General features: G+C 64.5%; 23 protein-coding genes and 2 tRNA genes. 17 read left to right on the plus strand and 8 right to left on the minus strand.

Annotated elements, in window-relative coordinates; genetic code table 11:
• Nucleotides 1-7 precede the first annotated feature (7 nt).
• Nucleotides 8-3,394 (minus strand): AsmA-like C-terminal region-containing protein, encoded by a 3,387-nt coding sequence (locus JG743_RS19200; protein ID WP_202292354.1) that lies wholly within the window; start codon nt 3,392-3,394, stop codon nt 8-10.
• A 96-nt stretch (nt 3,395-3,490) separates the two neighbouring features.
• Between JG743_RS19200 and JG743_RS19205 the strand changes: the two genes are divergently transcribed.
• Both JG743_RS19205 and JG743_RS19210 read left to right on the plus strand, forming a co-directional pair.
• Nucleotides 3,491-3,958 carry a peroxiredoxin gene (locus JG743_RS19205; RefSeq protein WP_202292355.1) on the plus strand — a complete coding sequence of 156 codons (468 nt, stop codon included), beginning with the start codon at nt 3,491-3,493 and terminating at the stop codon, nt 3,956-3,958.
• A gap of 141 nt (nt 3,959-4,099) precedes the next feature.
• Nucleotides 4,100-5,377, plus strand: a complete 1,278-nt coding sequence (locus tag JG743_RS19210) for a M23 family metallopeptidase (RefSeq protein WP_202292356.1) — start codon at nt 4,100-4,102, stop codon at nt 5,375-5,377.
• On the opposite strand, the gene JG743_RS19215 is transcribed toward JG743_RS19210, so the two are convergent.
• Nucleotides 5,374-6,597: a M20 metallopeptidase family protein gene (locus JG743_RS19215; RefSeq protein ID WP_202292357.1), complete on the minus strand. Its 1,224-nt coding sequence runs from the start codon at nt 6,595-6,597 to the stop codon at nt 5,374-5,376. The genes JG743_RS19210 and JG743_RS19215 overlap by 4 nt on opposite strands.
• Nucleotides 6,584-7,762 carry a M24 family metallopeptidase gene (locus tag JG743_RS19220; protein WP_202292358.1) on the minus strand — a complete coding sequence of 393 codons (1,179 nt, stop codon included), beginning with the start codon at nt 7,760-7,762 and terminating at the stop codon, nt 6,584-6,586. Before JG743_RS19220 ends, JG743_RS19215 begins: the two co-directional genes overlap by 14 nt.
• A 209-nt stretch (nt 7,763-7,971) precedes the next feature.
• Between JG743_RS19220 and JG743_RS19225 the strand changes: the two genes are divergently transcribed.
• From JG743_RS19225 to JG743_RS19275, 11 genes are all read left to right on the plus strand, one after another.
• Nucleotides 7,972-9,408, plus strand: coding sequence for an FAD-binding oxidoreductase (locus tag JG743_RS19225; RefSeq protein WP_244672828.1), 1,437 nt, complete (start codon nt 7,972-7,974; stop codon nt 9,406-9,408).
• Nucleotides 9,405-10,160 carry a FadR/GntR family transcriptional regulator gene (locus tag JG743_RS19230; protein ID WP_202292359.1) on the plus strand — a complete coding sequence of 252 codons (756 nt, stop codon included), beginning with the start codon at nt 9,405-9,407 and terminating at the stop codon, nt 10,158-10,160. Before JG743_RS19225 ends, JG743_RS19230 begins: the two co-directional genes overlap by 4 nt.
• A gap of 2 nt (nt 10,161-10,162) precedes the next feature.
• Nucleotides 10,163-10,600, plus strand: a complete 438-nt coding sequence (locus JG743_RS19235; protein WP_202292360.1) for a VOC family protein — start codon at nt 10,163-10,165, stop codon at nt 10,598-10,600.
• A gap of 91 nt (nt 10,601-10,691) precedes the next feature.
• A complete protein-coding gene (locus JG743_RS19240; RefSeq protein ID WP_202302737.1) occupies nt 10,692-11,720 on the plus strand; it encodes an ABC transporter substrate-binding protein in 1,029 nt (342 codons plus the stop codon).
• On the plus strand, nt 11,720-12,493 hold the full coding sequence (locus JG743_RS19245) for an ABC transporter ATP-binding protein (protein WP_202292361.1): 774 nt from the start codon (nt 11,720-11,722) through the stop codon (nt 12,491-12,493). The genes JG743_RS19240 and JG743_RS19245 overlap by 1 nt, the downstream gene beginning before the upstream one ends.
• Nucleotides 12,490-13,245 carry an ABC transporter permease gene (locus JG743_RS19250; protein WP_202292362.1) on the plus strand — a complete coding sequence of 252 codons (756 nt, stop codon included), beginning with the start codon at nt 12,490-12,492 and terminating at the stop codon, nt 13,243-13,245. Before JG743_RS19245 ends, JG743_RS19250 begins: the two co-directional genes overlap by 4 nt.
• 152 nt (nt 13,246-13,397) lie before the next feature.
• On the plus strand, nt 13,398-14,561 hold the full coding sequence (locus tag JG743_RS19255; protein WP_202292363.1) for an ROK family transcriptional regulator: 1,164 nt from the start codon (nt 13,398-13,400) through the stop codon (nt 14,559-14,561).
• Entirely contained in the window at nt 14,558-15,322 is a 765-nt protein-coding gene (locus JG743_RS19260; protein WP_202292364.1) for an ATP-binding cassette domain-containing protein, read from the plus strand. The genes JG743_RS19255 and JG743_RS19260 overlap by 4 nt, the downstream gene beginning before the upstream one ends.
• A gap of 39 nt (nt 15,323-15,361) precedes the next feature.
• Complete coding sequence (locus tag JG743_RS19265) at nt 15,362-16,402, plus strand: sugar ABC transporter substrate-binding protein (protein ID WP_202292365.1); 1,041 nt, start codon at nt 15,362-15,364, stop codon at nt 16,400-16,402.
• 121 nt (nt 16,403-16,523) lie between these two features.
• Complete coding sequence (locus tag JG743_RS19270; RefSeq protein WP_202292366.1) at nt 16,524-17,519, plus strand: ABC transporter permease; 996 nt, start codon at nt 16,524-16,526, stop codon at nt 17,517-17,519.
• Complete coding sequence (locus JG743_RS19275; protein ID WP_202292367.1) at nt 17,516-18,286, plus strand: SDR family oxidoreductase; 771 nt, start codon at nt 17,516-17,518, stop codon at nt 18,284-18,286. Before JG743_RS19270 ends, JG743_RS19275 begins: the two co-directional genes overlap by 4 nt.
• 64 nt (nt 18,287-18,350) lie before the next feature.
• Here JG743_RS19275 and JG743_RS19280 read toward each other — a convergent pair.
• Nucleotides 18,351-18,426, minus strand: a tRNA-Val gene (locus tag JG743_RS19280).
• A gap of 218 nt (nt 18,427-18,644) precedes the next feature.
• Here JG743_RS19280 and JG743_RS19285 point away from each other — a divergent pair.
• Nucleotides 18,645-18,721: transfer RNA gene (locus JG743_RS19285), tRNA-Asp, on the plus strand.
• 134 nt (nt 18,722-18,855) lie between these two features.
• On the opposite strand, the gene JG743_RS19290 is transcribed toward JG743_RS19285, so the two are convergent.
• From JG743_RS19290 to JG743_RS19305, 4 genes are all read right to left on the minus strand, one after another.
• Entirely contained in the window at nt 18,856-19,083 is a 228-nt protein-coding gene (locus JG743_RS19290) for a hypothetical protein (protein ID WP_202292368.1), read from the minus strand.
• A gap of 333 nt (nt 19,084-19,416) precedes the next feature.
• Nucleotides 19,417-20,343: a ribokinase gene (gene rbsK / locus JG743_RS19295; protein ID WP_202292369.1), complete on the minus strand. Its 927-nt coding sequence runs from the start codon at nt 20,341-20,343 to the stop codon at nt 19,417-19,419.
• Nucleotides 20,344-20,347: 4 nt separating this feature from the next.
• The gene (locus JG743_RS19300) at nt 20,348-20,800 is read right to left on the minus strand and encodes an RbsD/FucU family protein (protein WP_202292370.1); all 453 of its coding nucleotides are present in this window, start codon (nt 20,798-20,800) and stop codon (nt 20,348-20,350) included.
• A gap of 30 nt (nt 20,801-20,830) precedes the next feature.
• Nucleotides 20,831-21,889, minus strand: coding sequence for an ABC transporter ATP-binding protein (locus tag JG743_RS19305; protein ID WP_202292371.1), 1,059 nt, complete (start codon nt 21,887-21,889; stop codon nt 20,831-20,833).
• A 277-nt stretch (nt 21,890-22,166) separates the two neighbouring features.
• On the opposite strand from JG743_RS19305, the gene JG743_RS19310 reads away from it, so the two are divergent.
• From JG743_RS19310 to JG743_RS19320, 3 genes are all read left to right on the plus strand, one after another.
• Nucleotides 22,167-23,831: a sugar ABC transporter substrate-binding protein gene (locus JG743_RS19310; protein WP_202292372.1), complete on the plus strand. Its 1,665-nt coding sequence runs from the start codon at nt 22,167-22,169 to the stop codon at nt 23,829-23,831.
• A gap of 101 nt (nt 23,832-23,932) precedes the next feature.
• Entirely contained in the window at nt 23,933-25,054 is a 1,122-nt protein-coding gene (locus JG743_RS19315) for a carbohydrate ABC transporter permease (RefSeq protein ID WP_202292373.1), read from the plus strand.
• 12 nt (nt 25,055-25,066) lie between these two features.
• Complete coding sequence (locus JG743_RS19320) at nt 25,067-25,984, plus strand: carbohydrate ABC transporter permease (protein WP_202292374.1); 918 nt, start codon at nt 25,067-25,069, stop codon at nt 25,982-25,984.
• Nucleotides 25,985-25,986 lie beyond the last annotated feature (2 nt).

Consider the following 25,986-nt stretch of genomic DNA (forward strand, 5'->3'; position numbering starts at 1 on the left):
GGCCGCCTCAGCGGTACTCGAAGATCGACCTGAATATCCCGGGCGCGATCACCGACAGCGGGTTGATGTCGAGGCTCGGCTTGTTGGCGTTGCCTCTCAGCCGATAGGTGACGCCGATCAGGCCGCGGTCCCGGCCGTTGCCGAGCAGCGGGCCGAACAGCGGCAGCTCGCCGAAGATGCGGTTCAGCCCATAGGCCGGCATGAAGGTACCGGTCATGTCCATATTGTTGTTCTGATCGTAGAGCGTGCCCTGGAAGGTGGTGCCGATGCTCGGGCCGCGCAGCAGCCCGTTGGCCAGCTTCAGATAGCCGGCGCCCTTGTCGATCTCGGCATAGCCACGCTCGAATTTGACCCTGGAGGTGTCGATATCGGCCTTGACCGCCTGGTTCAGGCTGCGGGTGTCGCCGGCGGGCGTGGTCGACACGATCGAGGCCAGCTTCGGCTCGTTGACGACGAAGAAGTTGGTCGCATCGACCTGCCCCCTCATCGGCCCGTCACTGGCCCCCGCCATCGACAGCATGATCGAGCCGCCTTCCATATGCTCGTAGACGTTGAGGAAGCGCAGGATAGCGCCGGCGTCGGCCGACTTCATGCTGAGCGCCCGCCTGCCGTCACCGGTCGTGTTGCGGATGGTGATGCCGGCGCCGGAGCTCGCGGTGGCACTGACCTCGAGGCCGTTCACACGTGAACCGGCGGCGCTGTAGTTCAGCTTCAGATTGGATAGCACCTCGTCATGGAAGCCGGTAAGCGAACCGACATCGGCGTTGACGGAGATCGCGTCTGTGCCGGTGGTCTTGGTGGCGGAGTCGACATCGGAGGTGAACTGCTTGATCAGCGAGCGGGCGTCGAGCGCCTCGCCGCTGACATCGACCGCATAGCCCTTGCCGGACCGCTTGACCGACACGGCGACATCGTCGCCCCTGTTCAAGGCGACCTTGCTGAAGCGGGCCGACGACAGCCCCCCATTCACCAGCGTGACGTCGCCGCCGACGGAAAAGCTTTTTCCGTCGAGGTCAAAGTCGGAGAGCGTCGTTGTGCCGCCGGACTTCTTCATCACGAACGTGACCTTGGCGGGAACACCCACGCCCTTGCTCCAGCCCGCCCAGGGAATGTCGAGCCTGGCGTTGGTGAGGTCGGCCGAGACGTTCTGTTCGTCGCCTTCGCTTTTGTCGATCGCTACCTTGACGGTTCCCGAAAGCAGCGGCGACAAGCCGGGCATGGCGGCCGCACGCGTCTTGTCGTCGAGCACCAGCGCGACCTTGCGGCTGCGCGGCGGCCCGTCGTCGGTGAGCGGCTCGACGATATCGAGTTCGGCCGGGATGCCGTTGAGCAGCGCCTTGGCCGAGATCACCGCCTGGTCCGGCTCGACGGTGATCGAGCCGTCGGCCTCAGTCACCGTCTGGTCCTCGAACGGCTTGGCGAGCGACAGGTCCTTATAGTCCAGCGCCACCAGCCAGTTGAGCTTCGAGGTGTCGACGCCGGACGTCAGCGGGATGTCGGCCTTGACGTGGCCGGTGACGGTGCCGGCGAGGTCTTCCGGCAAGAGGCCAACATGGCGCATGGCGTTGATCGGCTCATACGAAGCAAGCTCGGCGATGGCCGGCGCCTCACCGGCGACATCGATGTCGAGTGCGCCGATAACCGGCGGGCGGTTGGCCTGCTTGACCGTCAGCGTGCCGTTGCTGGCCGCCACAGTGCGGCCGCTGGCCATGTAGACGCTGCCGGAGGACAACGCGATGTCGACATCGTTGCCGTGGAAGGACACCACGCCCACCGCATCGCGGATCGGCGGGATGCGGCCGGCGGTGTCGAAGCGCGAACCCTCGATCTGGAAGCGCCCGAACACCTCGTCGGCCGAGAGCGGGACGCCGTTGCCAAGGCGCCCCGGCACAACCTGGAACTGCAGATTGGCGTCGACGACACGGCCGCCGAAGAGATTGCTGAGCACCCACAGGCGAGCGTTGCGGGCGGAGAACCATGGCCATAATTGCTTGACGTGCGAGACCGGCATGTCGTGCACGTTGAGGGAAATCGATATGCCCGGCGGGCCGTTGTCGATGAAAGCGATCGAGGCCGAGCCGAGCACTTCGCTTGGCCCACCGGAACGGATGCCTATCTGCTCGGCGACGAGCTTGCGGCTCTTGGTCTGGTAAACACCGGCGATGCGGGCGATGAAGTTGAGCGCCGGCTCCGGCGATTCTGACGGCGCAAGCGTGGAGCCGTCGCTGGTCAGGTCGTAGCGGTAAGACGGCTCTTCTCCCGCGGCCGCCGGCTTAGGCCCGATTGAGCCGGCAAAGTCGAAGGTTGAACGGCCGGTCTTGAGCAACAGCCGGCTGACATCGATCTTGTTGGCGCCCGTGACCAGTGTGGCGCTGGCATCGACATCGGCGGGCAGCAAGCCGCGCGAACCGAGATCGAGTACCGAGCCGGTAAGCGACAGCGAGGCGGTCAGCCGCGACTTCGTCTCCCCAGCGCCTTCCGACCCAGTCAGCTTCAAGGCGATGGTGCCCAGTCTGCCGCCGGCCGGCGCCGCGGCGGCACCTGGGCCGGCGCCGGCGAGATTGACGCTGGCGTCGAGCGCCGTGATGCGTCCGGTCGCGGTGTCGCGGGCGGCCGAGGCGGCAATAGTTAGCGCGCGCCCGTCGATATCAGCGTCGTACGAGGCCTGCATACTGCCTGGGCCGGTCTGCAGAACGGTGGCGTCGGCCACGGTGACCCGCTTGACCGGACTGGTGTCTGACAGCACGAATTCGACATTCCTTAGGTCGACTTGGCGTATCGAATCCTCGCGCACGGCGTCGAGGGCGCCGCTGATACTGGCGAAGACCGCGGCAACGAGTCTGTCCGGATCGACGAGGCCATCCGCGCCGCGAAGCGGCGCCGTCCAGTCGCCGCCCGTCGAAGGCATCGCCGCCAGCATGAAATGCGCATCTGAAATCCTGGCGCTGGTCAGGCGCATCTCGCCCGAAAGCAGCGGGATCAGCCGGATGCCGAAGCGGACACGCCCGGCATCGGCCATCAGTTTGCCGTCGGCCGTCTTCAGGCTGACATCGCTCACCTGCAAGGCAATGAAGCTCGACCCGTCGAGCGTCAACCGTGCCGGGCCGACCGCGACATCGACATCGAAGCCAGCCATTTTTTCGATGGCCGCTTCCGCCTCCGCCCGCAGTCGTTCGGTGCCGATGCCGGATGTGCCGAGCACGTAAACCGCGCCGGCGGCCAGCAACACCAGCGCGCAAAAGCCGGCGACCATCCGCGCCATGATGCGAAAGCCGCGGCCGATCCTGGCCCGACCGAGCGGCGGCACGTTGCAGGCAGAGGGAAAAGCCCCCAGGTCGGTGATCTCGTCACGCCTGAACCGGATCTTCTCGTGTTGCGGTTCTTCCTGATCCACGCAATCTTCCGTTGTAGCGAACTCGATCGTGGACGAATCCCCGTCTGACACTATATCGATGCGGCTTCGCGCGTAACCTCAAACAAGGGCACCGACATGGCAGAGCTCGACGTAGGCGATCTTGCGCCGCAATTCGATCTTCCACGCGACGGTGGCGGGTCGCTCAGCCTCGCCGCACTGCTTGGAAAGCCCGTTGTACTTTATTTCTATCCGCAGGACGACACCACGAGCTGCACCAACGAGGCGATCAGCTTTTCGCAATTGAAGCCGGACTTCGAGAAGGCCGGCGCCGTGGTGATAGGGCTGTCCCCGGACAGCATCAAGAAGCACGACAAATTCAAGCAGAAGTATGACCTTACCGTCGATCTGGTCGCCGACGAGGAGCGCAAGGTCATCGAGGCCTACCGTCTGTGGGTCGAAAAGACGATGTACGGCCGCAAATATATGGGCGTCGAACGGGCGACCTTCCTGATCGGCAAGGACGGCCGCATCGCCAGGATCTGGCGGCAGGTCCGCGTCAAGGGCCATGCCGAAGAGGTGCTGGAGGCCGTCCGCGCGCTTTGAGGCATGGTTGGCGGTCTTCGCCGCAACCTGATACCCGCCCGGCGCGCATTGGTTACCGGCGCATTCGACCCTGCAAAGCTTTGTTAACCCTAATAATGTGTAATCAGGCTCTTCGTGGTGTCGTAACGAAAGCTTGGTCCCGTGAACCCAACCGGTCAGTCTGCGGTCTTCGGCAAACGCAAGGAACCCCATACGGTCATCATCGCCCGGGGTAACGAAATCAGGCATTTCACCATCCGGCCCTGGCTCGCCGCCTTCCTCGGCTCGGCGCTGGCCGCGATCGTCATCGGCTACCTGCTCGCCACCTCCTACCTAGTGCTGCGCGATGACCTGATTGGGGCGACGACCGCCAGGCAGGCGCGCATGCAGCAGGCCTATGAAGACCGCATCTCGGCGCTTCGCGCCCAGGTCGACCGCATCACCAGCCGCCAGCTTCTTGACCAGCAGCTGATGGAGACCAAGGTGAGCGAGCTGCTGGAACGGCAGACACAGCTCAGCCAGCGCCACGGCCGCCTTGGCCCGATCCTGGAGCGCGCCGAAAACGAAGTCGGGGGCGCGCCCGCCGCCGACGGTGCCGCGGCGCCCAAGCCGGATGATCGCGCCGCGCTGATCGGCGCGCAGCCAACCTATTCCGTCGCCAGCTTGGGCGCCGGCGACACGAGACCATTCTCGCTGTGGTCGACGCGCTCCGATCCGCTGCCCAGCGATTCGGCCGCCGATCGTGCCGACAGGCTGTTCGTGTCGATCAATCAGTCGCTCAAGGCCATCGAGAGCGAGCAGCTCAGCCGGGTCACCACGCTTGCCGACAACGCCTACAAGAATGCCGACGCCATTACCCAGGCGCTGGCTGCGGCGGGCCTGTCGGTCGACGGCGATTTCGGCAAGGATAGCGATGTCGGCGGTCCGCTGATCCCGCTCAACGGGTCGACGATCTTCGACAGCAAGGTCAAGGAACTCGACGAGGCGCTGGATGCGCTCGACCATTTGAAGAAGGAAGCGCGGCGGCTGCCGCTTGCAAACCCCGCCCCCGGTCACTCCGTCACCAGCCCGTTCGGCGTGCGCACCGATCCGATCCTCGGCACTGCGGCGCTGCATTCGGGCATGGATTTCAGGGCGCCGATGGGCATGCCCGCCAAGGTCACGGCGCCCGGCGTGGTCACCAAGGCCGGCTGGAACGGCGGTTATGGCCGCATGGTCGAGGTCGACCATGGCAACGGCTTCGCCACGCGCTACGGGCATCTCAGCGAAATCGACGTGACGGTCGGCCAGAAGCTCGCGGCTGGCGATGCTATCGGCAAGACCGGCAGTAGCGGCCGCTCGACCGGCCCGCATCTCCACTACGAAGTGCGCCACAATGGCGAAGCGGTCGACCCGCTGCGCTTCCTGACCGTCGGCAAGAAGGTCGCGCAGTACCTTTAGTCGCTCGCCGATCCTCGTTGCGTCGACAGAAACATCGTTGCCGCTGAAACCAGTGTGAGCGCGCCGATCTTGAGGGCAGCCTCGTCGACGCGAAACCTTGAATGGTGGAGCGGAAATACCGATCCGACGTCCACGTTGCGGATGCCGAGCCGGAAATATACCGAGGGGCGTTTCTCGCTGTAGTAGCCAAAGTCGTCGGCAACGGTCCATCCGGGCGCATCGAGGACATTTTCGGCCCCGATACAGGCCTTGGCGGCAGCGGCAATCAGCCCAGTCATCTCGACATCGTTGACGACGCCGGGCTCACCCTTGTGGATGTCGACTTCCACGCTTGCGCCGTGGCTTGCCGCTATTCCCTCCAGTATCGCGCGAACCCGACGCCAGGCTCGCTCGCGGGTGGCGTCGCTGCCGCTGCGGATGGTGCCTTTCATCGTCACCTTGCCGGCAATCACATTGTAGGCGCTGCCGCCGTTGATGGTGGTTACGGATATGACCAGGGGGTCGTAAGGGTCGATCTCGCGCGACACGATCTTCTGCAGTTCCGAGACCATCGAGCACGCCACGGCAATCGCATCGACACCCTCATAGGGCTTTGCCGCATGCGCGGTGGAGCCGGTGACGCGGACATCGAACGTATCGCAGGCTAGGGTGTAAGGACCGGCGTTGACGGCGACCTTGCCGGATTGTGTGTACGGATCGACGTGAACGCAGACCGCGGCGTCGATATCGTCGAGAAGCCCCTCTTCCACCACCCGTCTTCCGCCTGACGGTTCGTCTTCCTCGGCCGGCTGGAAGATAAGGCGGACGGTTCCACCAAAACTGTCCCGCGTGCGATGAAGGTGCGCGGCGACGGCAAAGCCCATCGCAGCATGGGCATCGTGGCCACAGGCATGCATGACGCCTGGATTTGCCGACGCATAGTCGACACCGGACTCCTCCTCGATCGGCAAGGCATCGATGTCGGCGCGGATGGCCAGCTTGCGATTTGAAGGCATGCCGGTGCCGACGATATCGACGGCCAGACCGAAGCCCGCGACGTCTCGGATATCCTCGATCCCCTGAGCAGCCAGCATTTGACGCAAATATCGCTGCGTGTTCGCCTCGCGGTTCGAAAGCTCCGGATTGCGATGCAGATGGCGACGGACCTCGATCATCCGGTCGAGAATTTTGGCGTCGATGCCGGCTGCTGCGGGAACCGCGGTATCCTCAGAGTTTGACATGGATGTCTCGCGGGAACTTGGTCAGGGTCTCATTACCGGTGTCGGTTATCAGGATCGTCTCGCTGATCTCGATGCCCCAACCGTCCATCCACATGCCAAGAATGGAATGAACGACGTTGCCGGGTGCAAGCACCGTCTTGTCGCCGGGCCTCAGGCTGATCGTGTGCTCACCCCAATCCGGCGGATAGGCGACACCGATGGAATAGCCGATGCGCGATTCCTTCTTCAGCCCGTAGCGGTGAATGACCTTGCGCCAGGCGGCTTCGACCGCTTCGGCGGTCGTTCCCGGCCTGGCCGCTTCAAGCACCGCGTCCATGCCCTCGATCACCGCCTTTGCCGTGTCCGAAACATTTGTCGGCGTCTTGCCTAGCTGCAGGGTCCTTGCGAGGCCTGCGGCATAGCGACGGCAGACACCGGCGAGTTCGAGCGCGATCGTCTCGCTGTCCCCGAACCGCCTGTCGCTCCACATGATATGCGGAGCGGAAGCATTTTCGCCGCCGAGGATTGTCGGCGGAAGGGCGGTGATGTCACCGGCGAAGTCCGGGCTGCCGGCGATCTGCGCCGCCTGGATGGAGGCGATCGCGTCGCATTCGCGAACGCCGGGTGCAATGACGTCGAAAGCCCGCGCGACAGCTGCCTCAGCCAGGCTTGATGCCTTGCGCAAATAGTCGATCTCGGGCGCCGATTTGACGGCGCGGATCCAGTTCACCAGAAGATCGGCGTCATGCCATTTCGCGTTGGGCAGTCCGGCGACGAGCCGGGCATGCGCTTTCGGCGAGAAATAATAGGCCTCGAGCTCGATGCCGATGTGACGATTGCCCCAGCCTTTCGCGACGATCCAGCCTGCTATCCAGTCCATGGGATGCCGATCGGCGCGTTGGACATGATCCTCCGGGAAGCCAACCACGTTCTCGGCCTTCATCCAGGCCGTGAGCAGGCCGCCCGCCGCATCCATGGCGCGGCCGATCCAGACCGGCTCGACCTCCTCGATTGGAACGAGCACCATTTGAGGCGTGTAGAACGACCAGCCATCATAGCCGGTGATGTAATGCTGGTTGGCGACATCGTTCACGATCAGGAGCTCGATGCCACGCTTTGCCATCTCGGCGCGGATCTTGCGAAGCCGCTCAAGGTACTCGTCGCGCGCAAATGGCAGTTCGATCATCTTTTCCCATACCTTGCTGGATCAATGGTGCGAGCGAGCCGCCGCCTACCCTTGAAATGGTTTCGAGCTGGCGGCAATCGGCCAAGCCGGCGCATGCGCAGGGCCCAGGGCCGATATGCCCGATGACTTGTCCGCCGCATGGAAGGTCGTTGACTCGAGTCTAGTTGTAGGATGATATGTATCACCCGATATCCAGACATCGACCGCACATGACCGTTCACCGCCTTTCGCCGGAAATCCTCAGCGCCATGGAAGGCGCTGTCGGGCAGAGCGGCATCGCCGTCGATCCAGTCGACATGGCGAAATATCTTGGCGACTGGTCCGGCGACCACCATGGCGGCGCGCTTGCCGTGCTGAAGCCGGCGTCGGTCGCGGAGGTCCAGGCCGTCGTGCGGCTCTGCGGCGCACTTGGACTTGGCGTCATCCCGCAAGGCGGCAATACCGGGCTGGTGGCGGGTGCGATCGACATCGAGGGGCGCGGCGCGGTGGTGGTCAGCCTGGAGCGGCTGAGCAGCATCCGCCTCGTCGACGCGGACAATTTCATCCTGCATGCAGACGCCGGCTGCATCCTGCAAACCATCAAGGATGCCGCCGACGAGCATGACTGCCTGTTTCCGCTGGCGCTCGGTGCCCAAGGCAGTTGCCAGATCGGCGGCAATGCGGCGAGCAATGCCGGCGGCGTCAACGTGGTTCGCTATGGCATGGCGCGCGACCTCATCCTCGGCCTCGAAGTGGTGCTGCCGGACGGTGAATTGTGGCGCGGCTTTTCCGGGCTGCGCAAGGACAACCGCGGCTACGATCTGAAGCAGCTTTTCATCGGCTCAGAGGGCACGCTCGGCATCATCACCGGCGTCGAGATGAAACTGTTTCCGAGACCGGCCCGGGTCGAGACCGCCTATCTCGGCCTTTCCTCCTTCGAAGCGGCCGTCGCGCTGTTCCGGCAGGCGCGCCGGGCCGCCGCCGACCTGATCTCGGCCTTCGAGATCATCGGCTCGGAGTGCATCGACCTGGCGCGGCTGGTCGACGCCGATCTCGTGTCGCCGGTCGAGGCTCCAGTGCATGTGCTGATCGAACTGTCGGCAAGCGCGGCCATCGACCTGCGCGCCCTGCTGGTCGAATTCCTCACCGCCGCCATGGAGAGCGGCCTGGTCACCCAAGCCGTGCTTGCCGAAAGTAGCACCCAGGCCCGGACGTTCTGGGCGATCCGCGAAGGCCTGGTCGAGGGCCAGGCAAAACGCGGCTACCATGTGCGCACCGACCTTGCGGTGCGGATCTCGGACATCCCTGCCCTTGTCGACCGGGCGCGCCGCTTGGTGGTGCTGGAGCATCCGGACTGGCTGCCGCTGGCCTATGGCCACGCCGGCGACGGCAACATCCATTTCAACGTCCTGCCGCCGGCAGGCCTGTCCGAGAGCGAAGCGCGCGCCCAGGGCGCCGCGATCACTGCCGGACTCTACCGCATCGCCGATTCGCTCGGCGGCTCGATCAGCGCCGAGCATGGCATCGGCCGCACCCGCCATCGCGTCTTCTGGGCCGGGCTGGCGCCCGCCCATCGCCGCCTGGTCACGGCGCTGAAAGAAGCACTCGACCCCCAAGGACTGATGAACCCCGGCTGCCTGCTGCCGTCAACGGAGACCGTTCCATGAAGCAAAGACTGGCCGCCATCGGCACGGTGGAAACGCTGCCGCACCGGGTCGCCGCCTTCCTCAGCCGCGAGATCGAATCGGGCGAGCTCAACCCCGGCACGCGGCTGCCGACCGAGCAGGAGCTGTCGGAAAAGTTCGGCGTCAGCCGCAACGTCGTGCGCGAAGCGATCGCGCAACTTCGCGCCGACGGCATGATCGAGGCGCGGCAAGGCGTCGGCGCCTTCGTGCTGGCGCCGGAGCAGCGGGCCTCGATCCGCATCGACGGCGAGGCGCTGAAGGACAGCGAGAACATGGAGCGGCTGTTCGAGCTGCGCTGCATCCTCGAGGCGCAGTCGGCGGCACTCGCTGCCGAGCGGCGCGATCAGGAGCATCTCGATGCCATCAAGGCGGCGCTCGACCGCATGAGCGGCGAGGAACGCTGGGAGGAAGGCAGCATCGACGCCGACCTGCTGTTCCATCGCGAAATCGCGCGCGCCACCGGCAACAGCTACATCCACACCTTCATCTCTTTCGTCTGCGAGCAGATCCGCCGCTCGATCCACTACGCCCGCCTCACCAACCCGCTGCACGATCTGGTCGACGTCAATGTCGGCGAGCATGTGCGCATCTACGAGGCGCTGGTCTCCGGCGATCCCGTCGCCGCGGAGGCGGCAATGCGCGCCCATATCATCGGCGCGGCCGAGCGCGTCGGCGTCAAACTGCCCGCCGCAGGGCGCAAACAGGCCTCCAAGGCAACCGGCAAGGGGAAATAAGCATGCCGATCGGCGGAGAATACGCGATTTCGGATGTTTGCCTGCTCGTCGAGGACATCGAGCGCACGGTGGCATTCTATGTCGACAAGCTGGGCTTCCGGCTGCGCCGCCGCGCCGAAGGCTTCGCCGACTTCCATGGCGAGGGCGTCACGCTTGCCGCCTGGGAGATCGACCACATCAACCGGCACACCGGCGTGTCGAAGCTGAGATCGCCGCGGCAGGCGCACAAGGTCTGCGTGGCGGTGCGGCTCGACACGCCCGGCGCGATCGACCGGCTGCATGGCGAGCTCAGCGCCAGGGGCGTGCCCTTCTACGGCCCGCCCGAAGACTATGTCTGGAACGCGCGCTGCGCCTACTTCACCGACCCCGACGACACGCTTTGGGAATTATACGCCTGGCTCGACGGTGGCCCCGGCGACTACCACGACGAACAGCCGTAGACGACGCCGCGCCGTCGGGAGCGGCGCGCAATGAAGAAACGACAACCGCTTGCAACAGGAGCGACAAATGAGTGGGAACAAGCATTTCGACATGAACCGCCGCAGCTTCGTGAAGTCCGGCATCGCGGCCGTCGCCGCAGCGTCAGCCGGCATGCAACTGGTGCTGACGCCCGGCGCCAGGGCGGCCGGCAAGGTCGTCATCCAGTATGACTGGCTGATGTCCAACGGGCAGATCGGCGATATCGTCGCCGTCGCCAACGGCTACTTCAAGGACGCCGGCCTGGAAGTCGAGTTCAGCCCCGGCGGGCCGAATGCAGCGACCGTGCCGCCGGTGGTCTCGGGCGCCGCGCAGCTCGGCCAGTTTTCCGAAACGCCGCAGCTCTATGCGGCGCGCGCCAGCGGCGTGCCGGTCAAGATCATCGCTTGCGGCTTCCGCACCGGCCCCTATGCCTTCACCTCGAAGCCTGCGAAGCCGATCCGAGGCGTCGCCGACCTCAAGGGCAAGAAGATCGGCATCCAGCCGACGGCGCGTTTCGTCATCGACGAGATCCTGGCCAAGAACGGTATCGATCCGTCCGAAGTCACCATCGTCAATGTCGGCTTCGACAAGGCGCCGCTGGTGCGCGGCGATGTCGACGCCATCGGCGGCTGGATCACCAACACGCAGGCGCTGAGCGTCGTCGGCGACGACCGCATCGACCTCCTGGTGCGCGATCTCGGACTGAGCTCCTACGCCGACGTCTATTTCGCCACCGACAAGGCGATCGAGGAGAATGCCGAAACGCTGGCGAAGTTCATCGGCGCGGTCGCCAAGGGCTGGGGCTGGGTGCACGCCAACCCGCAGGAAGCGGTGAAGAAGATGGTTGCCGCCTATCCGGAAATGGATCTCGGCTGGGAGGAGAAGACGATCAACCTCGTGCTCAAGCTCTCCTTCGACGGCGCGACCGCCAAGGACGGCTGGGGCACTTTCGATCCTGCTTCCATCGAGGAACAGCTGGCGCTGCTCGACAAGGTCGGCCAGTACCCGAACGGACGGCCGGCGGCAGCGGATGTCTACACCACCAAGATCCTCGAATTGTCGGCCGCCGACCGGCCCAAGCTCGACGCACCTGCCGCCTGATGGCGAACGCGATCGAAGCCCGCAGACTGGATGTCGGCTATGGTGTCCGGCAGACCGCGGTGAAAGTGCTCGCCGGCCTAGACCTCACGGTCGCGGCCGGCTCCTTCCTGTCGATCCTCGGGCCATCGGGATGCGGCAAGTCGACCTTGCTTCGCGTGGTCGCCGACCTGCTCGATCCGCTCGGCGGTACGATCAGCGTGCTCGGCGACACCCCGCACGCGGTGCGCTCGCGCCGCGATGTCGGCTTCGTCTTCCAGGACTCCACTTTGCTGCCCTGGCGCACGGTGCGCGACAATGTGCGTTTGCCGCTTGGCGTCGGGCAAGGCAGCCTGACGCGCAAGATAGAAGACCGAAGCGAGGAATTGCTGGAGTTGATGGGACTTGCCGGCTTGGGCGAGCGCCTGCCGCACCAATTGTCGGGCGGCCAGCGACAACGTGTGGCGATAGCGCGGGCTCTGCTCGGGCAACCGAAACTGCTCTTAATGGACGAGCCATTCGGCGCGCTGGACGAGATCACGCGCGACCGCCTCAACGACGAATTGCTGGCGCTTTGGCGGCGCACAGGCACCACCATCCTCTTCGTCACCCATTCGATCGCCGAAGCGGCCTATCTCGGCGAACGGGTGATCGTGCTTGCGGCCAATCCGGGACGCCTCGCCAAGGATCTCGACATGCGGCCCGTCAAGCATGAGGGCAACCGCTGTTCGCGCGAGGATCAGGCAATCGTCGCGGCCATGGCCGAATTGCGCGCAGCGCTGGAGCAGGCCGCATGAGACAGGCACCCTTGCCGCCGGCGCTGGCGATCGGTCTGCCCGTCTTCGGCGTGGCCTCGATCCTGGTTGCCTGGCAGTTCCTGCTGCCCTGGCTCGGCGTGCCGGCCTATATCGTGCCGACGCCGACGGCCATTTTCGGCGTCTTCCAGAAAAGCCTCGCGCTGCTGCTCGGCAACCTCTGGCCGACGCTGATCGAGGCGCTGGCCGGCTTCGTCATCGGCAATCTCGCGGCCGTGCTGCTCGCCGTGCTGTTCGTGCACAGCCGCGTGCTGCAGGCCGCCTATTTCCCGATCGTGCTGTTCTTCAACACCATCCCGATCCTAGCTCTGTCGCCGATCATCATCCTGATCTTCGGGCTCGGCATGACACCGAAGATCGTCATCGCCGCGGTGATCTGCTTCTTCCCGACGCTGGTCAACATGATCCGAGGGCTGGATTCGGCAAGCAGCAGCGAGCACGAGCTGTTCCGGGTGTTGTCGGCGACGCGTTCCGAGATTTTCTGGAGCCTGCGCCTGCCACGCGCGCTGCCGATGCTGTTCTCCTCGCTCAGGATCGCCTCGGCAACCGCCGTCATCGGCGCCATCGTCGGTGAATGGATCGGCTCGGACAAGGGCCTCGGCGCGCTGATCATCCAGGCGAGCTTCAACTACCAGTCGGACCGGCTCTACGCGGCGATCGTGCTGTCCTCATCGCTTTCTATCGCCTTGTTCGTCCTGGTGGTGGCGATTGAGCGTCGCGTCATAAAATACTGAAACTGCTTTCGATTTTGTCCTACCAATGCTGGCGGCGCCGCTCCGCGCCACCAGCATCGGCAGTCGCCGCCGGCCCTGCGAAAATATTTTTGAATTCCATTTGACTGAATAAATCTTCGGTGCGAAGCTCTATCACTTCGGGAGCGCAAGGCATGGCATTGCGGGGGACAAATCAGGAGTTCGGGCGGCCCTACAACCGGCGCATCGTGCTGGAGTCCATCCGCCTCAACGGCCCGATCGCCCGCGGCGATATCGCCAGGGGCGTCGGCCTTACCGTGCAGACCGTCTCGACCATCGTGCGCGAACTGGAGGAACAGGGCTACATCCTGTCGCTGCGCGAAGAGCCGAAAGGCCGCGGGTTGCCGCCGGCGACGCTCAGGATCAATCCCGAAGGCGGCTACGCCGTCGGCATCCACCTCACCCCGCTCGGCATCGACGCCGCGCTGATCAACCTCAGCGGCGACGTCATCGAGAGCATGCACAGCGAGGCGCCCAATGTGACGCCCGACCATGGGTTCGATCAGATCGGCGACATGGTCCGCGACCTGGCGGGACGGCGCGCCGGCGGACGCGTGCTTGGCGTCGGCATGGCGCTGCCCGGCCCGTTCGGCGTCGAATCGATGAGCTTCATCGGCCCGACCACGATGACCGGCTGGAAGGACGTGGCGCTGCGCGAGCGGCTGACGGCGGCGACGGGATTGCCGGCCTTCTTCGAGACCGACATGGCGGCCGCGGCCATGGGCGAGCGGCTCTACGGCCTCGGCACGGGATTTTCCGAATATTACTATCTCTATTTCGGCGTCGGCCTCGGCGGCGCCATGGTGCATGACGGAAGCGTGCTGCGCGGCGCCTGGGGCAATGCCGGCGAGATCGGCCATATCCCCGTCGTGTTCGGCGGCGAGCCTTGCCCGTGCGGCAACCGGGGCTGCCTGGAACGCTATCTCTCGCTCGATGCGCGCGGACGCTGGCGCGGCAGCGACGACGACTGGGTGGCCGAGATCGGACCGGTGTTCCGCAACGCAATCACCATCATCGAGAACCTGTTCGACCCCGAGACGGTGGTCCTCGGCGGGCTGGCGCCACCCGCTCTGCTCGAACGCCTGGCGGGATCGGCGGAGCTGCCCAATTCCGTCTCGGCTCGCAAGGACCGCGCCACGCCGCGCATCGTCGTGGCGCGCGGCGGCCAGCACGCGGTGCTGCGTGGTGCGGCCGCGCTTGCCGTTTCCGGCGTGCTGTCGCCCCGCTTCGGCCAGATCTTCACCGCCAAGCGACAGCGCGGCGGCGACCCCCTGAAAGGTGGAGACATCGCGGCATGAGCGAACCCCTGCTGGTCCTCGACAACGTCGCCAAGAACTACGGCGCGATCCAGGCATTGAAAGGCATCAGCTTTTCGATCGGGCGCGGCGAGGTGGTGGCGCTGCTCGGCGACAACGGTGCCGGCAAGTCGACGCTGGTCAAGATCATCGCCGGCGGGCTGGAGCCGAGTTCCGGCCGCATGCTGTTCGAGGGCAAGGAATTCCTCGCCAGATCGCCCGCGGAGGCCAAGGCGGCGGGCATCGAGACCGTCTACCAGGACCTTTCGCTCTGCACCAATGTCGACGTGGTGGCGAATTTCTTCATGGGCCGCGAGATCACCCGCAAGGTGCTCGGCGTCCCGGTGCTCGACGAGCGCGCCATGGAGGCCGTGGTCGCCAAGGCGCTCGCCAATGCCGGCACCCGCATCCCGTCGCTGCGCACCAATGTCGAGCATCTGTCGGGCGGCCAGCGGCAGGCGATCGAGCTCAACCGCTTCGTGCACTGGGGCGGCAAGCTGGTGCTGCTCGACGAGCCGTTCGCGGCACTTGGCGTCGAGCAGACGCGGCGCGGCCTCGACATGATCCGCCAGGTGGCGAACCAGGGCATCGGCGTCGTCATCATCACCCATATCATGCAGCAGGCCTTCCAGGTCGCCGACCGGATCGTGGTGATCCGGCAAGGCGTCGTGGCTGGCGATGTCGCACGCAACAAGACAAGTCCCGACGCGGTGATCAACATGATCACCGGAGAGACGCTGGCCGGTGCCGGACCGGCGAGCTAAGGGACAAATGAGGGGTCCGGCGCAAGAGGAGCGAACGACATGAAGAGAATACTTCTTTCCGTCTTCGGTTTCCTGGCACTGGCCATTGCCACGCTCACGCCGGCATTCGCACAGTCCAAGGGAACCGTCTATTATCTGGTGCCGACACTGCTCGATGAATTCCAGACCGGTTCGGTGACCGCGCTGGAACTGTTCCTGAAGCAGGTTGGCTACGACTTCAAAACGCTGAACGCCGATAACAAGACCGACGCCCAGCAATCGCAGATGAACGACGTCATCGCGCTGAAGCCGGCGGCGATCGTGCTTGCGGCGGTCGATTTCAACGCGCTGAAACCGTCGATCGAGGCCGCCCGCGCCGCCGGCATTCCGGTGGTCGAGTTCGACCGCCAGATCACCTCCACCCCGTCCGACTTCACCTCGGTGGCAGGCACGGTCGAGATCGGCTACGTCGCCGCCGACCAGGCCGAGAAGCTGCTGAAAGCGAAGAACGGCGCGGTGAAGGGCAAGATCCTGCAGGTGCTGGGCGACCCCGGCGATCCCTACACGCTCGACATCCAAAAGGGTTTTGAAGAGAAGATGAAGGCGTTTCCGGACGTCAAGATCATCTCGCTTCCGGCCATGCAATGGGCGGCGGATGCAGCTGGGACCATCGTCAACGACCAGATACTTGCGAACCCCGACATCGACCTGATCTTCAGTCATGCCGCGCATCTCTCGGTCGCCGGCGTCGCCTCGCTCGAGGCCGCCGGCAAGAAGCCAGGCGACGTCATGATGATGAGCTCGAACGGCGCACCGGTCGGTCTCGACCTGATCCGCAAGGGCTGGCTCAACGTCGAAGTGGAGCAGCCGCTCTACGCCCAGGCCGCCGCTGTCGCCATGTTCATGGACAAGGTCGTCAAGAAGGAAGAGATCAAGCCCGGCGAATATGACGTGCTTGGCCTGAAGTCGACCGTGACCAAGGAAGCCTGGGGACCGAACATCAAGATCCCCGGCGCCGCCATCACCAAGGAGAACGTCGACAATCCGGCCTTCTGGGGCAACCAGAAGCCGCCGACGGAAACCGTGAAGCCGGTCGAGTAAAACCGCGAGGATCGCTCCGGGCCGCACCGGGCCCGGAGCGCCCCTCAAGAGCGCCGCGTCAGCGCATCAAAGCGCGCGGGACGCTGCAACATCTTCACCCGCGCGCCAACCGGATCCGCTCATGAACCCCCGTACCCGCCACGCCCTCGAGCTCGTTCTCGACAATCTCGTCTGGTTCATGCTGGTCTTCGTGCTGGTGATCTTTTCCCTGCTCATCCCGAACTATTTCCAGCTCGGCATCTTCGCCAACATCATCGAAGCCTCGAGCGTGCTCGGCGTGATGTCGATCGGCCTGGCGCTGGTCATCATCGCCGGCCACATGGACCTGTCGGTCGAGTCCGTCGCCGCGCTCAGCGCCATGGCGGTCGGCATCCTGTTCTGCTCGTCGGGCATCGGCCTTGGCGTTCAACTGCATCCGGAATGGCTGATGGTCCCGGTTTCGCTGCTGCTCGCCCTCCTCGTCGGCGGCATCATAGGCGCGTTCAACGGCTTCCTGATCGTCAGGCTGAAGATGAGCGCCTTCATCATCACGCTGGCCTCCTATATCTGGGTGCGCGGCCTGGTGCTGGTCATTTCCGGCGGCCGCTCGGCGCAGGACCTGGCGCCTGCGATCCGCTGGTTCGGCATCCAGCGCCTGATCGGCCTGCCGCTCACTGCCTGGATCGCCATTGCCTGCTTCGTCGTCTTCTCGCTGATCATGGCCAAGACGCCGTTCGGCCGGCATCTGGTGATGATCGGCGGCAACGAGACGGCAACCTTCCGCGCCGGCATTCGCGTCAACCGCAACCTGATCATCGCCTTCGTGCTCGCCGGCGCCATCGCCGGCCTTGCCGGCTGGCTGCTGGCCATCCGCACCTCTGGCGCAACCGCCAATCTCGGCGTCGGGCTTTTGTTCAACGCCTTCGCCGCCGTCGTCATCGGCGGCGTCAGCCTGAAGGGCGGCGTCGGCACCCTGCCCGGCGTCTATGCCGGCGTGCTGCTGCTCTCGGCGATCAACACGGCGATCAACCTGATGGGCCTGCCGGCCAACTTCACCCAGGTGATCCACGGCCTGCTGGTGCTGGCGGCCGTGCTGCTCGACGCCTTCAAGCAGACCATCCGGCAGAGGCTGGCATGACCGGGCGTATCGAAGGCAAGGTCGCACTGATCATTGGCAGCGCGCGCGGCATCGGCAAGGGCATCGCGCAGCGCTTCGCCGAAGAGGGCGCGAAACTCGTGCTGGCGGACACGGAACTCGATGCCGGGCAAGCCACAGCGAGCGAACTCGGCGCCGCCTTCATCGGCACCGATATCTCGCAAATGGCCGAAGCCGAGGCCGCCGTGGCGCTGGCGCTCAAGCAACATGGCCGCCTGGACATCATCGTGCAGAATGCCGGCATCTATCCCTGGCAGCTGATCGAGAACACCAGCCCGGAAGACTGGGACAGGGTGATGGCGGTCAACCTGCGCGGCTCCTTCAATGCAACCCGCGCCGCGCTTGTGCCTATGAAGGCGCAGCGTCAAGGCCGCATGCTGTTCACCTCATCGATCACCGGGCCGCATGTTACCAGCCCCGGCCACGGCCACTATTCGGCTACCAAGGCCGGAATCAATGGGCTGATCCGTGCGGCGGCGCTCGAATTTGCCGGCTACGGCATCACCGTCAACGGTGTCGAGCCGGGCAACATCCTTACCGAAGCGATCGAGTTGCATCGGGGCGCCGCCTATATCCAGAACATGCAGGACTCCATACCGCTCGGACGGCTGGGCAGCCCGCGCGACGTCGCCAACGCCTTCCTGTTTCTGGCCTCGGATGACGCCGCCTACATCACCGGCACGACCATCGTCGTCGACGGCGGACAGCTCTTACCCGAAGGCAAGGATTTTCGCCTGCTGCCGCCGTGATCGTTCGCCACGTGGCCGAACGGCCAGCTCCGCGTCCTGGGCAACTGCTTGAGTCTGGCTGGGATGGTGGGCGATGACGGGCTCGAACCGCCGACATCTTCGGTGTAAACGAAGCGCTCTACCAACTGAGCTAATCGCCCGCTCCGGGCCGGACCTTTAAGCAGTTAGGGCAGGCTTCGCAAGGCCAAATGAACAGGTGGCGCCCTCACCAGGCGGCGGTTTTCCACGACAGGACGGCGTCTGTCAAAAAACCTTCTCCTGTTTGCTGATAAGGTGCTTTGCCGCGCTTGACACCCGGTGGCGAACCCCTTATCCACCGGCCCAACGACGAACACGGCTGACACGTGCTCGTCAGTGCGCGGGTGTAGCTCAGTCGGTTAGAGTGCCGGCCTGTCACGCCGGAGGTCGCGGGTTCGAGCCCCGTCACTCGCGCCATTTCTTTTCAAGGGCTTAGGCCCTGCCTTTCCGAAAATAGTTTCGGCTTTCAGGCGCCTCCGGGTTTCGGGGTTCACGATGATCCCGTCCGGGCGCCTTGCGCCGGCTACGGTGCAAGCTTGATCGGCGGCGCCTCAGGCCGGTGGGGTGTAGTTTGTCGATATCCGGGCCAGGTCAGTGCCTTCCGATGGCCGTTTGTAGACCAGGCGTACGACAAGACCGACATATCCGAGCTGAAGAATGACCATCACAAGGATGGCCCAACCGAGCGCTGTCCAGAATGAGCCGGTTTCGATTCCAGCCCAGATTGCCGTGACGAACGACGTCGCGAGCATGCCCACTAGAAACTGAGGAAAATACATGGCTGCAGCACCCAACGTGTTGGCGGTTTAGGCGGCATTCAACTCAGCCGATAAAGAGCCCGCCGCTTCCCATTTGAGAAGCGGCGGGGCCCCCTAGATTGCCCCCCGGCTACCGGGACTATGGTTGCCCCGGCATGGCTGGCAATGCAATTGCAGTGCCAGACATAGCGACCCATTACGGGACACCTATGCCAAAGGCGCAAGATAGGGGTGCCGAATAATATTAACTGTGGCTAATGTGCCACCTGCGGTCGGAAGCGGGCAAAAGGGATGGCTGGACGAGTCCTGGCCTCGAAACTCCTGGCGTCGAGGTCATGCGGGGCGGTGCCTGCCTTATCGCCTCGCCAGCAGCGCCTCGACTTCCTGCAGCGTCGGCATGGACGGAGCCGTGCCAGGACGGGTCACTGAAATGCCGGCGACGGCGCAGGCGAATCTCACCGCCTCCAGCGGCTCGACGCCCTTCGCCAGGGCCGCGGCGAGGCCGCCGTTGAAGGCATCGCCGGCGCCCGTCGTTTCCACCACTGGACCGGCATTGACGGCGCCGACATGGTCGGAGCGGCTCTTCGTGTGCAGCAGCGCGCCCTTCTCACCCAGCGTGATGATGATTGAACCGACACCCTTGGCCAGAAGACTGTCGGCGGCGTGGCGGGCATCGTCGATGGACGACACCTTGATGCCGGTCAGTTCCTCGGCCTCGGTCTCGTTGGGCGTGAGATAATCGCAAAGCGTGTAGATGCGGTCGGGCAGCCTGGCCGCCGGGGCCGGGTTGAGGATGGTCGTCACCCCTGCTCCGCGTGCGATCTCCAGCGCCTTGAGCGCTGCCTCGATCGGCTGTTCGAGCTGGGTGATGAAGACGCCGGCCGAGCGGATCAGGCCGGCATGCGCCTCGATGTCGGCGGGCGAGATGAGCATCGCCGCGCCAGGGCTGACGATAATGGCGTTGTTGCCGCTCGTTTCCTCGATGAAGATATAGGCGGCGCCGGTGTAGCTCTCCGGCGTGTCGATCACCGCCGCCTTCACGCCGGCCGCCTGCCAGGTCTGCTTGGCCATGTCGGCAAAGGCGTCGACGCCGAGCCTTGTCAGGAAGGTGGTGTCGGCGCCCAGTTTGCCGGCCGCGACCGCCTGGTTCGAACCCTTGCCGCCCGGCCCCAGCTTGAACGAGTTGCCGAGGATCGTCTCGCCCATGCGCGGCTGGCGATCGGCGCGGTAGGCGGTGTCGGCGACGAAGACACCGAGGATGACGACAGGCTTCCCGGCCATTGCCCTACTCCGCATCCGGCGGAATGACGCCCTTGCGGAAGGCGAAGCAGCCATAGAAGCGGCGCTCGCCGGTCTGGATGACGCAATAGGCCTTCTTGGCGCGCTCGTAGAAGGCGTAGCGCTCGATCGAGATCATCGGCCAGGCCTTGCCCTCGGCCTTGTCGATCTCCTTTTGCACCTCCTGCTGCACGGGCGGGATCTCGTCGGGCTTGCCGACGATCTCCATGCGGGCGGCCGCGTCGTCGACGAAACCGTCCAGCGGATAGAGCGACAGCACCGCCTTCACCACCTCGGCCGCCGGCGCGTCGATGCGCAGCAGGAAGCCGAGCTCCGTCTGGCGGGCGACCGAATCGGCCGGGAAATTGGTGTCGCAAATGATCAGGTCGTCGCCGTGGCCCATCGCCCGCAGCGCCTGGAGCACGTCGGCATTGAGCAGCGGATTGATCCCTTTGAGCATGGTGGTCCTCGCGAAAAATCTGTTGGGAAATCAGAGCCGGTTGCCGGTCTCTGCGTCGAAGAGGTGAAGTTGCTCGAGCCGCGGCCTGAGATGCAGCGTGTCGCCCGGCTTGAAGTCATGGCGCTCGCGAAACAGCGCCACCATCTCGCCTTCGCCGAAGCGCACGAAGACCAGGGTTTCGGAACCGGTCGGTTCGACCACGGAAATCCTGGCGGCGACGCCGTCGGGATGGATTTCGAGATGTTCGGGCCGCACGCCATAGACGACGTTTTGGCCATCCTTGGCTGCGCTACCGGCAGGAAGCGGAAACGCGGTGCCGGATATGTCGACAACGGGCTTGTCGCCCTTGCGCACGACGCCCTTCAGAAGGTTCATGGCGGGCGAGCCGATGAAGCCGGCGACGAAGAGATTTGCCGGCCGGTCGAACAGCTCCAGCGGCGCGCCGACCTGCTCGATGCGGCCATCGCGCATCACCACGATCTTGTCGGCCATGGTCATGGCCTCGATCTGGTCGTGCGTGACATAGATGGTGGTGGTCTTCAGCCGCTGGTGCAGTTCCTTGATCTCGGTGCGCATCTGCACGCGCAGCTTGGCGTCGAGGTTGGAGAGTGGCTCGTCGAACAGGAACACCTGCGGATTGCGCACGATGGCGCGGCCCATGGCGACGCGCTGGCGCTGACCGCCGGAAAGCTGGCGCGGATAGCGCTTGAGATAGGGCGCGAGGTCAAGGATGTCGGCGGCGCGCTTGACCCGCTCGGCGACCACCGCCGGATCCGTCTTGCGCAGCTTCAGCGCGAACGCCATGTTCTGCTCCACCGTCTTGTGCGGATAGAGCGCGTAATTCTGGAACACCATGGCGATGTCGCGCTTGGCGGGCGGCAGGTTGTTGACGACGCGCTCGCCGATCGCGATCGTGCCGCCCGACACGGTTTCCAGCCCGGCCACCATCCTCAACAGCGTGGACTTGCCGCAGCCCGAAGGCCCGACCAGCACGACGAACTGGCCGTCGGCGATATCGACGCTGACATCGTGCAGGACCTTGACGGGTCCAAACGCCTTGGCCACATTGGTGATCGCGACTTGAGCCATTATCTCCCCTATCGTTTTCGGTGAAGCTAGCCATTGCCAACGGCAAGGGCAAGTCAGTATCTTATAGATAAAAAGCCAATCTTGTTGACAAGGTAATCGATTACGCGAATAGTGGCGAGTGCCAATCCGACAGCCGGTCCTTTACCCGGAAATTCGGAACTCCAGGCGACGCAGGGTGGGGTCCCACGTCCCCGTATGATATAGGAGAACTGCAGACGTTTCGGCGTCCGAGAGATTGGCAATTCCAATTCACGGCTTTGTTCTGGGAGGAATGTAGATGAAAGTCGGTCTTTACGAACAACTGGTCCGCGCGGGAGCCACCCGGCGTGATCTTCTCAAGGGCGCGGCCAGCATGGCCGCGATCGCCGCGGCTTCAGGCGCCGGCCTCGGCGCGCTGACCCGGCCGGCCGCCGCAGCCGACGATCTGCGCTCGAAAATCCTGCAGATCCCCGGCGTCGGCAAGGGCCAGCCGACCGATGCCGATTTCCAGAAGGTCGGCGAGCTCTGCCTCGAAGCGACCAAGGCCAATGTCAAGGAAGGCGAGTTCGCCGGCGTCGAGCTCACCTTCATGGGCCTCAACAACCAGAACCTGCACAATGTGCTGTTCCGCGGCTTCCTGAAGCCGTGGGAGGCCTATACGGGCGCCAAGATCAGCTGGATCGACCTTGCGCAGGCCGATTACAACGCCCGCCTGCAGCAGTCGATCGCCACCGGCACCGTCGACTTCGACATCATCGAGATGGGTGCGCCCTTCGAAGGCGATGTCTGCGGCAAGGGCCTCACCTCCGAAATGCCGGACTGGGTTAAGAAGCAGATCGATTTCGACGACCTGGTCAACTATCTGAAGCCGCCGGTCGGCACCTGGAACGGCAAGCAGTATCGCGTCACCATCGACGGCGACGCGCACAACTTCAACTACCGCACCGACGTGTTCGCCGATGCCGATCTCGCCAAGGCGTGGAAGGAGAGCGGGGCGACGACCGAATGGGGCGTGCCGAAGACCTGGCAGGAAGTGCAGGCCGTCACCAAGTTCCTCAAGGGCAAGCAGTTCAAGGGCCAGGACGTCTATGGCTATCTCGACGCGCCCAAGCCCTGGGGCGGTTTCGGCTTCTACTTCCTCGGCAGTCGCGCCAGCGCCTATGCCAAGCATCCCGACGACAAGGCCTGGCTGTTCGATGCCGACACGATGAAGCCGCGCATCAACAACCCGGCATGGGTGCGGGCGATCCAGGACGTCATCGACGCCCTGCCCTCCGAGCCGCCAGACCAGATCAACGCCGATCCGAACACGACCGGCTTCCAGCAGTTCCTGGCCGGCACCGGCTCGATGATCCCCTGGTGGGGCGACATCGGCTCCAACGTCAAGACCAATGACTCGTCGGTCATCGGCGACGTCACCGGCTTCTCGATCCTGCCGGGCTCGGACGACGTCTACAATTCGAAGACCGGCCAGTGGGACAAGCTCGCCAGCGGCCCGAACTATTCGCCGAACTGCGCCTATCTCGGCTGGGGCGTCTATGTCATGGCCCGCGTCGACAGCGACGCGAAGAAGCAGAAGGCGGCCTGGTCGGCGGCGGCCCATCTCGGCGGCAAGGACCTGTCGCTCTGGTGCGCAGCCTATCCGTCGGGCTTCCAGCCCTACCGGAACAGCCATTTCAACATTCCGGAATGGGTGGCCGCCGGCTACGACGAGGCGTTCATCACCTCGTATCTCAAGTCGGAAGCCGACAGCTACAACCATCCGAACGCGGCGATCGAGCCGCGCATCCCCGGCATCTTCCAGTACTACAGCGCAGCCGAGGACATCCTGGCCAACACCTTCGCCGGCAAGATGAAGGCGCAGGAAGGCGCCGACGCCATCGCCGCCGCCTGGGAGAAGCTCACCGACCAGATCGGCCGCGAAAACCAGATCAAGCTCTACAAAGCCTCGCTCGGCGTGTAGCCTGATCGTATAATGAACCGGGGTCCGGCGACGCACAGCCGCCGGACCCTGTTTTGACCGGCAGGACTGGTCGCAAGCTTTTGTATCGACGGACGGGACGCGTGGCTGACCAGACTTTGCCAACCAATGCATGGCCGGCAAACGGCGTACCAGCCGATCTGATCGCACCCGGCCGCAAGCGGCTCGGTTTCGCCCTGATGGCCACGGCGACGCTTGGCCTGCTCGCCGTCATCGCGCTGCAGATCCTCTACAAGACTGAAGTCACCACGCTCGGCTTCGATACCTGGCGGCCGATCATCTATGCCTATGTGCTGTGGGGCGTGGCGCTGGGCGCTGGCCAGGTGCTGACGCGCGGCGAGGACGGCCAGCGCGCGCTGTTCCTGTTGCCGGCGCTGCTCTTCACCATCGCCATGGTGGTCTTCCCGACGCTGTTCGGCTTCTACATCGCCCTGACGGACTGGAACCTCAGTTCCTTCTCGGGCCGCAAATTCAACGGGCTCGACAATTTCTGGCAGATGCTGGCCGACCCGTACTACCGCAACGCGCTGTTCAACATGGTGCTCTATGTGCTCGCGGTGTTGGTCGAATATGTCATCGCCTTTGGGCTGGCGCTGCTGCTCAACGCGCAGATCCGCGCCCGCAAATTCTTCCGCGTCGTCTTCCTGATGCCGCTGATGCTGTCGCCAGTCGCGGTGTCATGGATGATCGGCAAGTCGCTGATGGAATATCGCTTCGGCCCGGCGGCGACGCTGGCGCGCACGCTCGGCTGGGACAATCCCGCCTTCTTCTCCAACCCGATCACCGCCCGCATCTCGATCATGGTGCTGGATGCCTGGACCTTCATCCCGTTCATGATGATCATGCTGCTCGCCGGCCTGCAGGCGATGTCGCGCGAGGTTCTGGAGGCGGCGCGCGTCGATGGCGCCACCGCCTGGCAGACCTTCTGGCAGGTCACCTTCCCGCTGATGCTGCCGGTGTCGGTGACGGCGGTGATCCTGCGCATCATCTTCAAGCTGAAGCTGGCCGACATCATCATCACGGTGACTTCGGGCGGCCCGGGCGGCGCCACGGATTCGGTATCGAGCTTCATCTACCGCGAATATCGCGACCGCTCGAATGTCGGCTACGGCACGATGCTGGCCATGGCCTATCTCATCATCATCATCGTGTTCGTGACCTGGCTGCTGAAATTCGCCAGCCGCTTCGTGCGCAATGTCAACTGAGCGGCCGGGAACATGAGCGTCCAGACCACCGACTATTCCGTCTCCGAAATCGGCTCGCCGGCGAGCTTCCTCACCAGCCGCGTCTTCATTTATGGCGCGCTGGTGTTCTGGTCCTTCATCTGCCTGTTCCCGATCTACTGGACGATAACGACGTCGTTCAAATCGGCGGTCGACGTCACCCAGGGCCATCTGATCCCGTTCGTCGACTTCCAGCCGGACTGGAAGGGCTGGCGCTCGCTCGGCCTGTCGCCCGACTCGATCTTCCAGACGTCCACCGTGCGCGACGAGTTCTTCAAGCGCTTCATGAACTCGATCATCGCCTCGGTCGGCGCGTCGAGCCTCGCCATCATCATCGGCAGCCTCGCCGCCTACGGACTGACCCGCTACCGCTACCACTTCGCCTGGTTCAAGAACGAGGACATCTCCTTCTTCTTCCTGTCGCAGCTGATCCTGCCGCCGGTCGTGCTGGCGCTGCCCTTCCTAGTGCTCTACCGCGAGGTCGGCCTGCTCGACACGCGCATCGGGCTGATCCTGCTCTACACGCTGATGGTGCTGCCGATCGTCATCTGGATCATGCGCGACCAGTTCAATTCGATCCCGGTCGAGCTCGAGGAAGCAGCGCTCGTCGACGGCCTGTCGATCTGGGGCGCCTTCTTCCGCATCGTCATGCCGATCGCGCTGCCTGGCATGGTCGCCGCCTTCATCCTGGCCATGGTGCTGTGCTGGAACGAGTATTTCTTCGCAGCGCTTTTGACCTCGACCGACGCCAAGACCATTCCCGTCATGGTGGCGAGCCAGACCGGATCGCAAGGCATCAACTGGTGGTCGATGGCGGCCCTTGCCACCGCCGCCATCACGCCGCTTGCCGTCATCGGCATCCTCCTGGAACGCTACCTGATCATGGGCATGACGGCAGGCGCGGTGAAGTAGCG

It is taken from the genome of Mesorhizobium sp. 131-2-1, from assembly GCF_016756535.1.
In the GTDB taxonomy this organism is placed as follows: Bacteria; Pseudomonadota; Alphaproteobacteria; order Rhizobiales; family Rhizobiaceae; genus Mesorhizobium.

Bases quoted from the DNA above. Each gene is read 5' to 3' on its own strand.
- JG743_RS19205 (WP_202292355.1), top strand. From the start codon at position 3,491: ATGGCAGAGCTCGACGTAGGCGATCTTGCGCCGCAATTCGATCTTCCA.
- JG743_RS19215 (WP_202292357.1), bottom strand. From the start codon at position 6,597: ATGTCAAACTCTGAGGATACCGCGGTTCCCGCAGCAGCCGGCATCGAC.
- JG743_RS19220 (WP_202292358.1), bottom strand. From the start codon at position 7,762: ATGATCGAACTGCCATTTGCGCGCGACGAGTACCTTGAGCGGCTTCGC.
- JG743_RS19225 (WP_244672828.1), top strand. From the start codon at position 7,972: ATGACCGTTCACCGCCTTTCGCCGGAAATCCTCAGCGCCATGGAAGGC.
- JG743_RS19230 (WP_202292359.1), top strand. From the start codon at position 9,405: ATGAAGCAAAGACTGGCCGCCATCGGCACGGTGGAAACGCTGCCGCAC.
- JG743_RS19235 (WP_202292360.1), top strand. From the start codon at position 10,163: ATGCCGATCGGCGGAGAATACGCGATTTCGGATGTTTGCCTGCTCGTC.
- JG743_RS19240 (WP_202302737.1), top strand. From the start codon at position 10,692: ATGAACCGCCGCAGCTTCGTGAAGTCCGGCATCGCGGCCGTCGCCGCA.
- JG743_RS19245 (WP_202292361.1), top strand. From the start codon at position 11,720: ATGGCGAACGCGATCGAAGCCCGCAGACTGGATGTCGGCTATGGTGTC.
- JG743_RS19250 (WP_202292362.1), top strand. From the start codon at position 12,490: ATGAGACAGGCACCCTTGCCGCCGGCGCTGGCGATCGGTCTGCCCGTC.
- JG743_RS19255 (WP_202292363.1), top strand. From the start codon at position 13,398: ATGGCATTGCGGGGGACAAATCAGGAGTTCGGGCGGCCCTACAACCGG.
- JG743_RS19260 (WP_202292364.1), top strand. From the start codon at position 14,558: ATGAGCGAACCCCTGCTGGTCCTCGACAACGTCGCCAAGAACTACGGC.
- JG743_RS19265 (WP_202292365.1), top strand. From the start codon at position 15,362: ATGAAGAGAATACTTCTTTCCGTCTTCGGTTTCCTGGCACTGGCCATT.
- JG743_RS19270 (WP_202292366.1), top strand. From the start codon at position 16,524: ATGAACCCCCGTACCCGCCACGCCCTCGAGCTCGTTCTCGACAATCTC.
- JG743_RS19275 (WP_202292367.1), top strand. From the start codon at position 17,516: ATGACCGGGCGTATCGAAGGCAAGGTCGCACTGATCATTGGCAGCGCG.
- JG743_RS19290 (WP_202292368.1), bottom strand. From the start codon at position 19,083: ATGTATTTTCCTCAGTTTCTAGTGGGCATGCTCGCGACGTCGTTCGTC.
- rbsK (WP_202292369.1), bottom strand. From the start codon at position 20,343: ATGGCCGGGAAGCCTGTCGTCATCCTCGGTGTCTTCGTCGCCGACACC.
- JG743_RS19300 (WP_202292370.1), bottom strand. From the start codon at position 20,800: ATGCTCAAAGGGATCAATCCGCTGCTCAATGCCGACGTGCTCCAGGCG.
- JG743_RS19305 (WP_202292371.1), bottom strand. From the start codon at position 21,889: ATGGCTCAAGTCGCGATCACCAATGTGGCCAAGGCGTTTGGACCCGTC.
- JG743_RS19310 (WP_202292372.1), top strand. From the start codon at position 22,167: ATGAAAGTCGGTCTTTACGAACAACTGGTCCGCGCGGGAGCCACCCGG.
- JG743_RS19320 (WP_202292374.1), top strand. From the start codon at position 25,067: ATGAGCGTCCAGACCACCGACTATTCCGTCTCCGAAATCGGCTCGCCG.